Origin of the sequence: Flavobacterium noncentrifugens (assembly GCF_900100375.1) — a bacterium.
Classification (GTDB): Bacteria; Bacteroidota; Bacteroidia; order Flavobacteriales; family Flavobacteriaceae; genus Flavobacterium; species Flavobacterium noncentrifugens.
Window position 1 is genome coordinate 242,776 of record NZ_FNEZ01000004.1, and the last position, 15,357, is coordinate 258,132.

A 15,357-nucleotide genomic window follows, 5' to 3' on the forward strand; every position below is an offset into this window, starting at 1 on the left:
AATCCTTTTTATTGCGTTGCCTTTTTTGAGATTTCCCATTGCATCGAAATGACAAACGGCAACTACAAATTAAGCAATAAAAAGATTGAAACGAATAGCGGGAAAAAGCTCCTGAAAAAATAAAATCCCGCTGAAAAAGATCAACGGGATTTTAAGTGTTATAAATTATTTCAACCCTGCGATGTGAACAGAAAGGTCAATTAATTTGCTTGAATATCCGTACTCGTTATCGTACCAAGAAACCAGTTTGAAGAACGTTGAATTTAATCCAATTCCGGCTTTGGAATCAATGATCGAAGTGCGGGAATCAGACACGAAATCCTGAGAAACCACTTCATCTTCTGTAAATCCAAGAATTCCTTTCAATTCGTTTTCTGATGCTTTTTTCAAAACGGCCATGATTTCTTCGTAAGAAGTTTCTTTTGCCACTTTCACGGTCAAATCGACTACAGAAACGTCAATTGTTGGTACGCGGAACGACATTCCTGTTAGTTTTCCGTTCAATTCGGGAATTACTTTTCCAACAGCTTTTGCAGCTCCGGTTGAAGACGGAATGATGTTTACGCTGGCTGCGCGTCCGCCTCTCCAGTCTTTTTTCGATGGTCCGTCAGCCACCATTTGCGTGGAAGTTGACGCGTGAACTGTTGTCATTAAACCTTCAACAATTCCGAAATTGTCATTGATTACTTTAGCTAAAGGCGCCAAGCAATTCGTGGTACATGAAGCGTTGGAAACTACAGTATCAGTCGCTTTTGCCTCTGTGTGGTTTACACCCATTACGAACATTGGAGCATCGGCAGATGGCGCAGAAATGATTACTTTTTTAGCACCGCCTTCGATGTGTTGTTTTGCAGTTTCGATTGTCGTGAAAATCCCGGTACATTCTGCAACTACGTCTACGCCTACCGCATCCCATTTCACCACTTTTGGATCTCTTTCTGCAGTCACGCGGATGTGTTTGTCGTTTACGTATAGTTCTCCGTCTTTCACTTCTACTTTTCCGTTGAAACGGCCGTGAACTGAATCATATTTTAATAGGTAAGCCAAATGGTCTACGTCCAAAAGGTCGTTGATGGCTACTACTTCTACGTTATCTCTGTTGTAAGTTTCGCGAAAAACAATTCTTCCAATTCTTCCGAAACCGTTAATTCCTAATTTTACTGTTGACATTTTTTCTTTGTTTAATCGTTTATGTTTTGTTTAATCGTGTAATCGTTAATTTGTGTAATCGTTTTGTGGATTCGATTAACCGATTTAACGATCAATCTATTTCACTTTAAGTAGACATGATTTCAGAAACCCGCAGCAATTCGCGGTCAATTTCCGTATGGTTTTTGATTGCATGTTCCAATGGTGTCAGGTTGATTTTATCGCCTGAAAGCCCGACCATATAATTGGATTTTCCTTCCAATAATGATTCTACAGCTTTTACACCAAGCCTGCTCGCAAGCACGCGGTCGAAGCACGATGGTGAACCGCCGCGTTGCATGTGACCGAGTACGGAAACACGAACGTCATATTCCGGCAAATTGGCTTCAACGTAATCTTTCAGTTCAAATACGTTTTTACCGATTTTATCGCCTTCCGCAATCACAACGATGCTTGATGATTTTCCCGATGCTTTGCTTTTTTTCAACGAATCAAGCAAGCGTTCAAGGCCTAAATTTTCTTCTGGGATCAGGATTTCCTCGGCTCCAGCACCGATACCTGCGTTTAAAGCAATATGCCCGGCGTCGCGACCCATGACTTCTACAAAGAAAAGGCGGTTGTGCGAACTGGCCGTATCGCGGATTTTATCAATGACTTCAATAACGGTGTTTAAAGCCGTATCGTAGCCTAAAGTAAAGCTGGTTCCGTAGATGTCATTGTCGATCGTTCCGGGTATTCCCATTACTGGAAAACCATATTCTGAGTTGAATACTTCGGCTCCGGTAAAACTTCCGTCCCCGCCGATGACGACAAGTCCGTCAATTCCTGCAGTTATTAAATTTTGGTGTGCTTTTTTTCGGCCTTCCGGCGTCATGAACTCTTTTGAACGGGCAGATTTTAAGATGGTTCCGCCTTTGTTTACGATATTGTTTACGCTTCGTGGCCCCATTTCCTTGAAGTCGCCTTCAATCATTCCTTGGTAACCGCGGTAAATACCGATACATTCAATGTGGTGATAAGCGCAGGTTCGAACCACTGCACGAATGGCGGCGTTCATTCCGGGTGAATCTCCTCCGGAGGTCAGCACGCCAATTTTTTTTATCGTTTTTGACATTTATTTTACTATTAAAATGTAAATTTAGCAAACAGCAATGAGTTTTCAGGTACACTTTTTAATAGTTTAGCAAAATATACGAAATTCAAACGTTTTCGTTGATAAGTTTTTATTTTGTGACGAAAATTTGCTTATCTTATGCGAAGACGCTAACGTTTATTAGTCGTCATTCGGAACGGCTTCTGAATTTGGCTTGACAGTCGCAGGCTTTTTGGGCGTCTCTGCCTTTTTCTCCGGCTGGAAGTTGATGTATTCCGGTGCAAGCTGTGAATCCGGAACCTCAATATCGGATTTTTTTTCTACTTCAATTTTCTTTTTGAATACGCGGTTTATAAGTTCCGTAAAGGTATCAAAATCGACTTCATACGAAATCCCGATTCCTTGCGTGTAACCAATTCCTTCTCCTATATAATTAATGTCGTTTTCACGGTTGAATACGCGCAGGTTCATGGTTCCGTCTTCATTGACGCGGTATTGCACTTCGACATCGCCCACGACTGCAGATTCATTGATTCCGCCAACGGGAACGCCGAGTTTTCCATTGATCGTAATGCGCTCGCTGACTTTTGAAGATACTGTAACTCCAAAACGCCCGTCGGATTCTGTTCCCGGAGTTCTATCTGCCGCAACAAGGTCAACGCCAACAACAATTTTTCCATCGTCATCTTTAAAAATATCCCCAAAAATATCGCTGAATTTCTCGTATAAATTGTTGGTCAGCGTGGTTTGGTTTACGCCTTCCACACTCAGGAATCCGCCGGTTGACAATAAGATCAAGGCCTGTTTCTGGCGAATGTCCTTGTCGTCGAGCTTGGTTTGGATTTCAGATTTTAACACCGAGCTGACCGTTGGGAAATTGATGTCGAAATCGGGTTCGGGATTCGTCAGGTTTCCTTTTAGTCCGATTACGACTTCTACCGGAACTTTTTTATTCAATGACGAATTATCGAGTAAAACTGCTGGATTTGCAGTTGTTTTGTAAACTGCTTCTATGTTCAAAACGGCGCGCATCGGGTCTCCTTCCCAGGTGATCGAACCGCCTTTTTTCACGTCGAATTTCTTATTGATCAATCCGCCATAGCGAAAGTTATAGGTTCCTTCATAGGCCTGGAAATCGCCCCACATATTGAATTTCCCAAGTGTGTTGATCTTAAACAACAGCGATCCATACCCTTTTCCTTTCATGCCATGTCCGGAATTTCGGTCGAGAATGACTTCCACTTCGGCATCCGGTGTAATGTCAAAATCAAACTCGAGTTCGAGTCCGTTGTAATTTCGCGTATTGTCAACAATTCCTTTTTTAAGGTTAAATTTTTCATTCGCCGTGACAAAATGGATGTAATTGTTATCGCCGGTCGCTTCGGCATTATTGATCGGAATTTTTACCGCAGTTCCTTTTTCAGATTTGGCGTTGACTTTGATAAACAAGCCATTTGTCGGCCCTGAAACTGAAGCCGATCCATTGATGAATGCCGTTCCAAAATAAGCCGCATCTTCGCTGTCCTGCGTATCCAAAGCCAGCAATCTTTCTGAATCGATATTCAAATCGAGCTTCCAGTTCCCGAAGTTTTTATGTCCTATATTTCCGTTCAGCCTACCGATAGTCTGGTATTTCGTATCTTTGATCATGACATTGCGAAACAGGAATTTGTCCTTCGTGACATCGACGATCGCGCCGTCTTCAATGCCGTAATCGACATTTAAATACGGAATTCCCATTCCTGCACCTTTCATGAAAAGCCTTCCGTTGATTTCGAGATTTTCGACATCTCCGGCAATATTGGAACGCCCGGATGCGAAACCACGCACATTCGACAACACGCCTGCGCCAAGCGATCCCAAAACACCCAGATTAAAATCGTCAAAATTCAGGTCAAGGTCAAGATTCGTCTTTTTATTGATGATCGAAATGTCGCCATTGGCAGAAAAAGATTCCACATTTTCATTTTCAATACTCGAATTCAGATAGAATTTCTGCAAACTGTCGTCGCCTTCGATATTGAGGTTCATTTTCCCGAGCGCGATCGAATTGACATACAAACTGTCGATATTTATCGACGCTGTCGGTTGGTAAACGGCATTATTTTCTTTGAAATTTACAACACCATTTAAATTTCCGGCAATTGTAAATTTACTCAGCGTGGGCAAAACTTTTTCTAGATCAACGTCGGTAAAATTGAGTTTCAGGTCTTTGTAATTCTTGCCTTTGAGGATTCCGCCGAGCTCGATTTTTTGCTGCTCATGCGACATGACAATGTTATCGATCGAGAAATTCTTTAGCGCTTTATCAAAAACCACTTTATTGTCATCAGAATCATTTTCGTTCAGATACCACAAATAATCCTTGAATTTCATTTCAGATTTCTGCAAACCTACAACGCTTTGTTTGTCTTTTGTGATCGTATGATACAAATTCAGGTTGAAATAATCCTGTGCCTGGTCGCCGCCCTTAAATTCAGAACGCACAAACAAAGTATCATTTCTGGTCACATTGATCACGTTAAAATCGCTGATTTTGTATTGTTTGGTTTTGATGCTGTCCATTGCAATGTAAGTATTGAACAACGGATTTTTGTTGTCGATTTCGATTTGGATGTTGTCAAACGAATTGTCGAAAGCGGAAATTTTGGGCGAACTGAAATTAAACTTGAAATCGTTATTATCAGAATTGATGCTGCCGCGGAAATTGGTATTTTCACCAATGTTGATCTCAGGATAAAAAACGTCAATGACTTTGTTGTAAATCGTAAAATTAAATTTCAGGAACTGTCCCTTTTTAATAATGTTCGGATTGTAATTTGCATACAAACTTCCAATCGAATTTTCGACCATTTTCCGCAATTGCCCAAATTGGTATTTCCCTACGATTTTTCCGTTAATAATGTCGGGCGAATCGACTGTAATCTTACGAACACGATCTTCATCAAAACTAGAAGTAATCGTAAAATCATCAAACAAATACGTGTCTTTGTTGTTTTGATAGGACGTTTGGTTGATGAAAACGCTGCCCTGCAAATTGTCAAGCGAATTTCCCGAAATTTTCATCACTACATCGCCTTTAAAAATCGCCGTCGAATCTTTCACGAAATGCAGTTTGTTCAAATTCGCATAATCTATTTTCGTATGAAAATCATACAGATATTTCTTCTTGCTAAAATTGACCGATCCGGCGAAATCCATAAACAAATTCGGATCGTTTATAAAGACTTTTCCGCTGAAAAACGGCTTTTTAAAACTTCCGTCGACAATGATTTTCGTATACGTGTAGTTGTTGTAATTGAGCTTGAAAATGTCTCCCGAAAACTTCGTATCAAGGTATTTTTCAGTAAATCCTTTTCCGTCAACGTCAACGTTCATGCTCACTTTCCGAATGTCTTTTCGGTCAAGAAAACTTCCGATGTCGAAATCTTCAAGAATGATATTTCCAACGTAAGTCGCGTTGTCAATGTTGTCAATATCGGTCATTACCAGATTTGATTTTACATTTCCGAGGACGGTTTTCATGTAAAAATCGGTGTCGATCGTTTTGGCTGTGATTTCTGCGCGTCCGCTGAGTAAGAATTGGCCGAGTTTTTCGAGTGAAGAAGGCAGTTTTTCTCCGAGTACATTTGGCAAAAGCCCAACCAGATTTTTGTAAGTTGACGATACTTTTGAAAAATTTCCGTTCATGTAAAAGAATTGGTTTTCTTTTCCGAAAAGGTTTTTGAAGTTTACATTTCCAATGATCTGCGAATTGTAATTATCAATCAATCGAAGGTTTGTCGCCGTCAAATCATTTAAAGTGCCTTTGATCGTCGCGTGTAAATTGAACTTTTTGTCCTTACCCAATTCTTTATAAAAATACCGGATGTCGTTTGTCGCAAGTGTCGCCGAATCGACTTTGATGTCAAATTTCACTTTATTGTTGAAATCAGAAAAGTCCTTGCGGTCGTAATTCAGGATCACTTTTCCTTTCATAAACGACTCTTTGGTTTTCAGGTCGAGGTTTTCGAGTTTAATATTCGTTTTCGTATACGTAAAATCCGAAGCGAGGTTTTCGACGAATAATCCGCGGTAATCAAGCATCGACATTTTGACGATTTTCATCGTAACTTCCGGGCCGTGGATCTTGAAGTTTTTAATTTCGGATTCGATCTTCTTAAAATCGACATCTTTAGGATTGGCGCGGTTTTCATCGATAAGCAGGAAGCGCCCATTTGTGAAATAAGCATTTTCAGCAGTCATCAAAAACTTCTTTGTTGAAGGTTTTCCAGAACTGAATGCCGCAATAAACCGATCCAGATTTGTTCCTGCTTCGCCTTTATATTGCTTCAGGTTGAATACCAATCCGTCGAGCCTGATAACGCCAAAATGCAGGTCGCCATCGGTCATTTGCTTGAAATCGAGAATGTTGGTTTTAATGCGGTCTGCGTAGATCAGCGTGTCTTTGTGGTGGTCGCGGATCAGTACTTTTTTGAGTTTCACACCTCCAAAAACAGTGATCGCAACCTGGTCTACCCGAATGTTTGTTTTATAATCTTTGTTGATGCGATTGGTAAGATAAACGGCGATTTGCGTTTGTACGACAGGTAAAGAAAGCGTAATTGCAAGCAGCAGTAAAAGCAGGATCAGTCCGATAATGGAGCGAAATACTATTTTTCTAAACTTTTTGATACCTGTAGCTTTTTAAAATTTGGGGTGCCTTGCATTTTAGCTTGAAACGGCAATACCTTTGGCAAAAAATCTCTAATTTTGTAACCGCTGTAAAAGTAACGCTTTTTTTAACAGCTCAATGTCAAATATAATCCAAAATCTGCGCATTTTTATGCAAAAAAAACCTGTTTTTATACTTGCGATAGAAAGTTCGTGCGATGATACTGCCGCGGCAGTTTTAGAGAACGACAAAGTGAGGTCGAATGTTGTGGCGAATCAGCTGATTCATCAGGAATTTGGCGGCGTTGTGCCTGAGCTTGCGTCGCGCGCGCACCAGCAAAACATTGTTCCCGTGATTGATGCCGCTTTGAAAAAAGCAAATATTTCCAAAGAAGATTTATCGGCAATTGCCTTTACGCAAGGTCCGGGATTAATGGGTTCGCTGCTTGTAGGAAGTTCGTTTGCCAAGTCGTTGTCACTTGCACTCGATGTTCCGCTGATCGCTGTAAACCACATGCAGGCACATATTTTAGCGCATTTTATTGATGAAGAAAACTTTGATAAACCGGATTTTCCATTTCTGGCGTTAACCATTTCTGGCGGGCATACGCAAATCGTAAAAGTGAGTAATTATTTTGAAATGGAAGTCATTGGCGAAACCACAGATGATGCGGTGGGCGAAGCGTTTGACAAGAGTGCAAAAATCCTTGGATTGCCTTATCCCGGCGGGCCATTGGTTGATAAATATGCCCAACTCGGAAACCCGAAAGCCTTTGCATTTACAAAACCAAAAGTTCCCGGACTCGATTTTAGCTTTTCAGGATTAAAGACTGCTATTTTATATTTTATCCAGAAGGAAGTTGCTAAAAATCCGGAGTTTATAACTGAAAACCTAAATGATATTTGCGCTTCGATCCAGCATACGATTATTGAAATCCTGATGGATAAACTGAAACTTGCCGTAAAAGAAACGGGTATCAACCGGATTGCGATTGGCGGCGGTGTTTCTGCAAATTCGGGAATCCGGAAAACATTGAAAGAAGCCGAAAGCAAATACGGCTGGAAAACGTTCATCCCAAAATTTGAATACACTACGGATAATGCTGCAATGATCGGAATTGTAGGTTACCAAAAATTTTTAATTGAAAATTTCGAAAATTCATCTGTGGTTTCCAAAGCCCGGATCGCACTTTAATTATGCAGTTATTCTACAATCCTGAGATCAATACCGAAACTGAAACCTTCTTTTTCGACCGTGAAGAAAGCAAGCACATCATTAAAGTGATGCGAAAAAAAAGCGATGATATTTTGTTTGTTACCAATGGTTTGGGTTTTTTATTTAAAACCGAAATTACCTTGGCATCTGATACCAAATGCACGGTAAAAATAGTATCATTTGAACAACAGGCTAAACCAAAATACCATTTGCATCTTGCGGTTGCCCCGACAAAAATGAACGACCGCTATGAATGGTTTCTGGAAAAAGCGACTGAGATTGGGGTTTCAGAAATTACGCCGGTCATCTGCGACCATTCCGAAAGAAAGTTCATCAAAACCGACCGATTTGAAAAAATCCTGCAATCGGCGATGAAGCAATCGCTGCATTATCATCTGCCAAAATTAAACGAAGCGGTTGCTTTTAAAGATTTTGTCAAAACTAAAAACGACGGCTTGTCTTTTATTGCACATTGTGAGGAAACCGGTAAAAAATCACTCAAGGAAATGCTGAAACCCAATGCAGATGTCACGATTTTAATAGGCCCGGAAGGCGATTTTTCTGAAAAGGAAATCAAAACAGCAATTGATCAAAATTACATCCCGGTAACTTTGGGAAATACGAGGCTTCGTACCGAAACTGCTGCGATCGTAGCATCCCATAGCGTGGTTTTTATAAATGAATAACATTGTTGGTAATTAGAAAATAAATTGTAATATTCGGAATTCAAACTAAAACAAACACTTATGATTAAAAATTACCTTTTACTTTTACTTCTGTGCGCTACTTCTTTGATTCAGGCACAAACAACACCTTTAGTTGAAGTGAAAATACAACAGTCAAATCCTGTTTGCAATATAAATAATTGCACAACTTTATCCGCAATTTTCCCCGAAATCAGAAGCACACAAAATTATACCGTATCCCAGGTAAATTACAGCCCTTTCCCGTTTAATATTGGCATACAAATTCCGGTTCCGCCAGTTTCCTCTCCAGTTGGAGATGATGATTTTTGGAGTCCGATTATCCCTTTGCCCTTTGATTTCGAGTTTTATGGAAATTTGTATCGAAGAGTACTGATTGGTTCAAACGGCTGCCTGACCTTCAATACAACTGGCGTTGGAACTACTTCCGAAGGCTTTTGCGAATTCGGCACTTTGGAAACCATTGTTTTACCTAACCCTAATTTTCCAAGTCAATCGTATCCGATTTTAAATACTATTTTCGGGGTTTATCAGGATCATGATTTTAGAAGCAGAAATCCATTAATAAGCGGCATCAATTATTACAGTATTGACACAGGCCGTTATGCAGCACCAAACCGCGTGTTTATTATAAATTTTAACCAATTACCGACCTATCCGGCGAGTGAGTCTGGCGAAGTTGGATTGCAAACTTCACAGATCGTATTGCATGAATCAACAAATATCATCGAAGTGAATGTCAAACGCAGAGTTCCATTTATGAATTGGCAAGGCGGCCGCGGCCTTATTGGGATTCAGGATGCCAGTGGGATCAATGCTACAGTTCCGCACGAGCGAAATTTGGGCGCATGGTCGGCCGAAAATGAATCTTATCGGTTTATGCCAAATGGTATTTCGCTACCAACGGTATGCACTTGGAGCGCAAATGGTAATTATGTCGGAACAAACAGTCCGTTAAACACCTGTCCTGATACTGCTACCACTTATTACACGGCGCAGGTAAGCTATGCTATGACAAATGGTTCCATTCAGAATGTGAGTCAGAGTTACGTACTTGAAATTGGACAATTTCTAGTTTCTGAACCGCAGGATATTGCCATTTGTTCAACCGAAGCAGCTTCCTATACTGTTGACCTTACGTCAAATGAAGCAGTTTTAATCGGAATAAATAACCCGCAGGACTATCTTTTTAGTTATTGGACTTCGCTTCAATCTGCATCGACTGGCTTCGGTGCGGGAAGGATCTTAATGCCGACAGCCTATGTTTTTAACGGAACTCCGCAAACCATTTACTTGAGAATTGAAGATGCACTTGGCACAGGCTGCCAGTCTATTAAACCATTCCAAATCAGCGTAATCCAAGCTGCACCTACTCCGGTTGGTTCTTCATTGCAATATTTTTCTAACGGCCAAACTTTAAATGACCTCGCCGTTACCGGAAATAATATTGTTTGGTATGACGCGCTAATTGGCGGAAACGTGCTTCCCGGAACGACTTTGCTTCAAAATGGCGTGACTTATTATGCAGAAAGCACGAACGCAAACGGTTGTCAAGGCAAAATGTTTGCTGAAAGATTAGCCGTTACGGTACAATCTTTATTGACGGCTCAAAATTTTGAAGATACTTTCCTAAAGGTATATCCGAATCCTGTAACCAATATTTTGACGGTTTCATATCCTGAAAAACTGGAATCCATCCAAATTTACAATGCTGTCGGACAGGTTGTCCTTCAAAAAAATGTCAGCAAAACCGAAGTTCAAACCGATTTATCACAGCTGACCGCAGGCGTTTATTTTGTAAAGATCAGCGCTGGCAACAAAGTCAAAACCATCAAAATCCTAAAAAAATAATTCTTTACAGTTATAAAGCATTATGAAAAAATTTGCGATTGTCTTCCTGCTGATTTCTTCCCTTGGTTTCTCACAGGAAATCGCGTTGTTGAAATATGGCGGCGGTGGCGACTGGTATGCCAATCCAACATCGCTGCCAAACCTGATCAAATTCTGCAACCAGAATATCAATACCAAAATAAAAGCAAAACCAGCCACGGTTGAACCCGGAAGCCCCGATTTGTTTTCGTATCCGTTTGTACACATGACCGGCCATGGAAACGTCGTTTTTAATGATAATGATGTGATCAATCTTAGAAATTACGTCACTTCGGGAGGCTTTTTGCACATCGATGACAATTACGGAATGGACCAATACATCCGAAAGGAAATCAAAAAGATTTTTCCAAACAACGATCTGGTCGAAATTCCTGCAAACCACCCAATTTTCCAGAAGCCTTACTCCTTTCCTGCCGGAATCCCGAAAATTCACGAGCATGACGGAAAACGCCCGCAGGCATTCGGGATTTTCATCGAAGGCAGGTTGGTACTGCTTTATACGTATGAAACCGATCTTGGCGATGGCTGGGAAGATCCGGAAGTCAATAACGATCCATTGGAAATTCGCCAGAAAGCTTTAAAAATGGGCGCCAACATCATGAGTTATATCTTCAATAATTAAAATTTAAAAGATGACTTCAAAGACCATTGCGAACGGAATTTTAAGAGCAATCGGCGTACTGGCTGCTATTTTCATCGTGCTTTATTTTCTTTGGCAGATTCAATCGGTTTTAATTTACCTGCTCGTCGCAATGATTTTAACATTGATCGGAAATCCGATGATGGCTTTTTTCAAGCGCCGTTTTAAGTTCAATAATATTTTTGCCGTCATTGCGACCTTGCTGATTTTCATTTCGGTCATTGCCGGATTTATCTTGATGTCGGTTCCGCTGATCGTGAACCAGGGACAAAACCTGGCATTGCTAAATACGCGTGCCATTGAAGAAAACATCACGCAACTGGTGACGCAAATCACGATTTTCCTCGAATCACACAACATCGATTCCTCGCAATTGCTGAAGGCCAATGTGACTTCGAAACTTAATTTTAATTTCATCCCGAATTTTCTGAATGCGATTTTGGGAACGCTTAGCAGTTTCGGGATCGGATTGGCTTCTGTACTATTCATCACTTTTTTCTTTTTGAAAGACACCAATCTTTTCATCAACGGATTCAAGGAAATCATTCCTGACGCTCACGAAGAAAAAATCCTGAATTCACTGAACAAAATCAACAATCTGCTGAGCCGTTATTTCATTGGATTACTCATCCAGTTGTTTATCATTTTCATTTTATACCTGGTCGTACTCTTGATTTTTGGCGTACCAAATGCATTTGTCATTGCCTTTTTATGTGCGGTTTTAAACATCATTCCGTATATCGGACCGCTGATCGGCTCAGTGATGGCAGCCATTTTAACGATGCTGAGCAACCTTGGAAATGATTTTCAAAGCGAAATTTTACCCACTACGATTTACGTGATGATCGGGTTCTGGATCGTTCAGGTCATCGATAACAATGTGTCGTCTCCATTGATTTTCTCAAACAGTGTCAAGTCGCATCCGCTTGAGATTTTCCTCGTGATTTTGATTGCGGGTTTCCTTTTCGGCATTCTCGGAATGATCATCGCCGTTCCGTTATACACAATTTTAAAAGTCATCGGAAAAGAATTTTTGCCCGAAAATAAAATTGTTCAACTGCTCACCAAAAATATTTAGGATTGTTTTCTCTGATTTTAAAACCCGAAATCCAGGCTTTTATCAATGCAAATATTGGTACTGACCTCACCAAATTAGCGTTGCAGAAAAACCCTTTTCCTGATGTAGATTGGCGTGAAATCCTGAACCAGATTGCAGCAAAATCTAAAGCGAAAGACAAATTGCCCACCTGGTTTTCAACTGATGGAATCATCTATCCATCTAAAATTTCGGTCGAACAAACTTCTTCAGAAAAAACGGCATTGTACAAATCAAACCTGGTTTCAGGTGAAAAACTGATTGATTTAACCGGAGGATTTGGCATTGACGATTATTATTTTTCAAAGAAAATCGATCAGGTTTTTCATTGTGAAATCAAGGCGGAACTATCTAAAATCGTAAAACACAACTTCGAAAAATTACAGGTTTCTAATGTCGAATGTTTTGCTGCTGACAGTTTTGACATACTTCAAAATTCAGGTACAACATACGATTGGCTTTATATCGATCCGTCACGGCGGAATGACGTCAAAGGAAAAGTGTTCCTGCTTAAAGATTGTTTGCCAAATGTTCCTGAATTGCTGGATTTTTATTTTAAATATTCTGAAAATATTCTCATAAAAACGGCGCCGATCCTGGACATTTCTGCAGGTTTATCTGAACTAAAAAACGTTAAGAAAATCCATATTATTGCCGTTGACAATGATGTGAAGGAATTGTTATGGGAAATTTCAAAAGATTATAACAGTGAAATCTCCATTAAAACAACTAATATTTTAAAAGATTCCGTCGAACATTTTGAATTTACATTGGATAAAGATCAAACGGCAACCTTTTCCCTTCCGAAGAAATTTTTATACGAACCAAACAGCGCGATTATGAAATCGGGCGGCTTTAATGAGGTCAGCGTCCAGTTTGAAATTGATAAATTGCATCCACATTCCCATTTATATACTTCAGAGAAACGGATTGAATTTCCGGGGCGCATTTTTGAAATTCAACAGCAGATTCCGTATTCGAAAACTGAAATGAAAGCATTTCTTGAAAATCAGAAGGCCAACATCACGACGCGAAATTTTCCGGATTCTGTCGAAACCATCCGAAAAAAATGGAAAATAAAAGATGGTGGAACCCAATATTGTTTTTTCACAACCGATGTAAATCACAATAAAATAGTTTTAATTTGCAGCAAAATAAAACAAGCATGAAACGATTATTAGTATTGGCTTTCCTACTCTCAGCAGTTCATTCATTCGCCCAAAAACCTTGTGAATTTAGTACAAACGTGACCGATTCGCTCGGAACTTACAAAACGACAAAAGAATACATGATTTATGAGAAGAATTTTGCAGGAAACGCTTCCTACATTTTCAACTCGATCGTAGTGACTGACGGAACGCCGATGCTGAACATCCAATTCATTGAAAAAAGCTTCGACTTCATCAAATCGAAATGCTTAGATAAAAATTCCAAGCTTTATTTTCAGCTGACCAATGGGCGAATTGTGACGTTGTTCCATATCGACCAGGACATTTGCGGCAATATGGTTCGGGATGAAAAGAGTATGAACAACCGCATTATGAGTGGCTATTTCATGTTTAAAAAAGACGATTACCAATATTTGAAGTCTTCCCCAATTTCGCTGATGCGGATCAGATATGCCACTGAAACCGTTGATTATGTAATTAAAAAAGAATTTAAATCAGAATTAAACGGCGAAACGTATGAGCCGGAAAATTACTTCATCAACTTTTTTCACTGCATTGACGACAAATAATCAGTCGCATTTCCATTTAAAGTTAGAAAGTTTGTTTTTGTAGGCATTTTTCAGATTGTAATGCCACCATTCGCTTTCAAAAATCCTGAAACCGCTTCGTATCATTGTTTTTCGCAGGATCCGGCGGTTTTCTTTTTGGATGTCGGTCAGGTTTTCAAAATCATGTGCTGCTTCAGGCCCGAAAAAATCGAATTTCGTTCCCATGTCCAATGCTGCTCCGGTCGAATCTACAATCGTTAAATCGACAGCACCGCCGCGGTTGTGGATCGAGCCTTTTTTTGGATCTGCCACATAGATCGGATTGAATATGATCGCGAACATTTTCTTCTGGATGTCGAGCGGCCTGTAACAATCGAATATCTTGATCTTGTAGCCTTTTTTTATGAATCTTTCATTGGCCTCTATCAATGCCTGAACGGTTTTGTAGCGCAGGTAACATTCGGAGCAATCATAAACTTTTGTTTTGAGGAAATTGTCTTCGGTGGCATATTTCATATCGTAAACGAAATTTTTGCTAAAATCTTTTAGATTGACAAAAGTCGTATCGGAAATTTCAATTTGCTGGGGAAGTTCCTGTGCGAAAACCGGCAAGGCAGCAAATGTCAAAAGTAAAAGCAGGCATTTTTTCATGAAGGAAATTTTAGGATTACAATATCCGAAATATTTCCGGAATCTGTTTTGCCTTATTTTTTAATATTTGATGCTTGATCTGCGCTTTTTTATGAAAAATATTTTTTAGTATTGCATTGACAATGAGTATCTTTTTGAATTGATTAAAAAAAAGAACAAAAAAAAACGACAATTTGTTGTGAAATTTGGAATGAAAAGTTACATTTGCAACCGCTTAAAAGAGATACGTTCATTGAGCTTGGAGAGTTGCCTGAGAGGCCGAAAGGACATGTTTGCTAAACATGCGTATGGGAAACTGTACCAAGGGTTCGAATCCCTTACTCTCCGCTTTTTTGCTTTCGGGGTGTAGCGTAGCCCGGTTATCGCGCCTGCTTTGGGAGCAGGAGGCCGCAGGTTCGAATCCTGCCACCCCGACAAGAAAATTCCTTTGCGCAGCGAAGGAGATTTTGATAAGAAATTCTGAATTCATTCAGAAATTTTGAAATCAAAAACATATTAAAGCCCGCAAGGCTTCGGGATTTGGTTAGCACCGAACCCATTTTCAGGAT

General features: G+C 40.0%; 11 protein-coding genes and 2 tRNA genes. 9 read left to right on the forward strand and 4 right to left on the reverse strand.

Annotated features, from left to right (window positions below):
- Nucleotides 1-165 precede the first annotated feature (165 nt).
- The 3 genes from gap to BLS32_RS13220 all read right to left on the reverse strand — a co-directional run bounded on the left by gap (nucleotide 166) and on the right by BLS32_RS13220 (nucleotide 6,727).
- Nucleotides 166-1,170 carry a type I glyceraldehyde-3-phosphate dehydrogenase gene (gene gap / locus BLS32_RS13210; RefSeq protein WP_091396695.1) on the reverse strand — a complete coding sequence of 335 codons (1,005 nt, stop codon included), beginning with the start codon at nucleotides 1,168-1,170 and terminating at the stop codon, nucleotides 166-168.
- Between the two features lie 106 nt (nucleotides 1,171-1,276).
- On the reverse strand, nucleotides 1,277-2,263 hold the full coding sequence (gene pfkA / locus BLS32_RS13215; RefSeq protein ID WP_091396698.1) for a 6-phosphofructokinase: 987 nt from the start codon (nucleotides 2,261-2,263) through the stop codon (nucleotides 1,277-1,279).
- A gap of 159 nt (nucleotides 2,264-2,422) precedes the next feature.
- A complete protein-coding gene (locus BLS32_RS13220; protein ID WP_245699456.1) occupies nucleotides 2,423-6,727 on the reverse strand; it encodes a translocation/assembly module TamB domain-containing protein in 4,305 nt (1,434 codons plus the stop codon).
- A 340-nt stretch (nucleotides 6,728-7,067) separates the two neighbouring features.
- Between BLS32_RS13220 and tsaD the strand changes: the two genes are divergently transcribed.
- The 7 genes from tsaD to BLS32_RS13255 are packed head-to-tail and all read left to right on the forward strand — an operon-like array spanning nucleotide 7,068 to nucleotide 14,179.
- Nucleotides 7,068-8,090, forward strand: a complete 1,023-nt coding sequence (gene tsaD / locus BLS32_RS13225; protein ID WP_091396954.1) for a tRNA (adenosine(37)-N6)-threonylcarbamoyltransferase complex transferase subunit TsaD — start codon at nucleotides 7,068-7,070, stop codon at nucleotides 8,088-8,090.
- Nucleotides 8,091-8,092: 2 nt separating this feature from the next.
- Nucleotides 8,093-8,797 (forward strand): 16S rRNA (uracil(1498)-N(3))-methyltransferase, encoded by a 705-nt coding sequence (locus BLS32_RS13230; RefSeq protein WP_091396704.1) that lies wholly within the window; start codon nucleotides 8,093-8,095, stop codon nucleotides 8,795-8,797.
- Between the two features lie 60 nt (nucleotides 8,798-8,857).
- Nucleotides 8,858-10,666, forward strand: a complete 1,809-nt coding sequence (locus BLS32_RS13235; protein ID WP_091396707.1) for a T9SS type A sorting domain-containing protein — start codon at nucleotides 8,858-8,860, stop codon at nucleotides 10,664-10,666.
- Nucleotides 10,667-10,688: 22 nt separating this feature from the next.
- On the forward strand, nucleotides 10,689-11,327 hold the full coding sequence (locus BLS32_RS13240; RefSeq protein WP_091396711.1) for a DUF4159 domain-containing protein: 639 nt from the start codon (nucleotides 10,689-10,691) through the stop codon (nucleotides 11,325-11,327).
- Nucleotides 11,328-11,337: 10 nt separating this feature from the next.
- On the forward strand, nucleotides 11,338-12,423 hold the full coding sequence (locus BLS32_RS13245; RefSeq protein WP_091396714.1) for an AI-2E family transporter: 1,086 nt from the start codon (nucleotides 11,338-11,340) through the stop codon (nucleotides 12,421-12,423).
- Nucleotides 12,424-12,425: 2 nt separating this feature from the next.
- Nucleotides 12,426-13,610, forward strand: coding sequence for a THUMP-like domain-containing protein (locus BLS32_RS13250; RefSeq protein WP_091396717.1), 1,185 nt, complete (start codon nucleotides 12,426-12,428; stop codon nucleotides 13,608-13,610).
- Nucleotides 13,607-14,179: a hypothetical protein gene (locus BLS32_RS13255; RefSeq protein ID WP_091396721.1), complete on the forward strand. Its 573-nt coding sequence runs from the start codon at nucleotides 13,607-13,609 to the stop codon at nucleotides 14,177-14,179. The genes BLS32_RS13250 and BLS32_RS13255 overlap by 4 nt, the downstream gene beginning before the upstream one ends.
- Here the strand turns inward: BLS32_RS13255 and BLS32_RS13260 are convergent, their stop codons facing one another.
- On the reverse strand, nucleotides 14,180-14,809 hold the full coding sequence (locus tag BLS32_RS13260) for a M15 family metallopeptidase (RefSeq protein ID WP_091396724.1): 630 nt from the start codon (nucleotides 14,807-14,809) through the stop codon (nucleotides 14,180-14,182). It abuts the gene before it with no gap.
- Between the two features lie 240 nt (nucleotides 14,810-15,049).
- Between BLS32_RS13260 and BLS32_RS13265 the strand changes: the two genes are divergently transcribed.
- Nucleotides 15,050-15,136 (forward strand) — tRNA-Ser (locus BLS32_RS13265).
- 12 nt (nucleotides 15,137-15,148) lie between these two features.
- Nucleotides 15,149-15,223 (forward strand) — tRNA-Pro (locus tag BLS32_RS13270).
- Nucleotides 15,224-15,357: the final 134 nt, after the last annotated feature.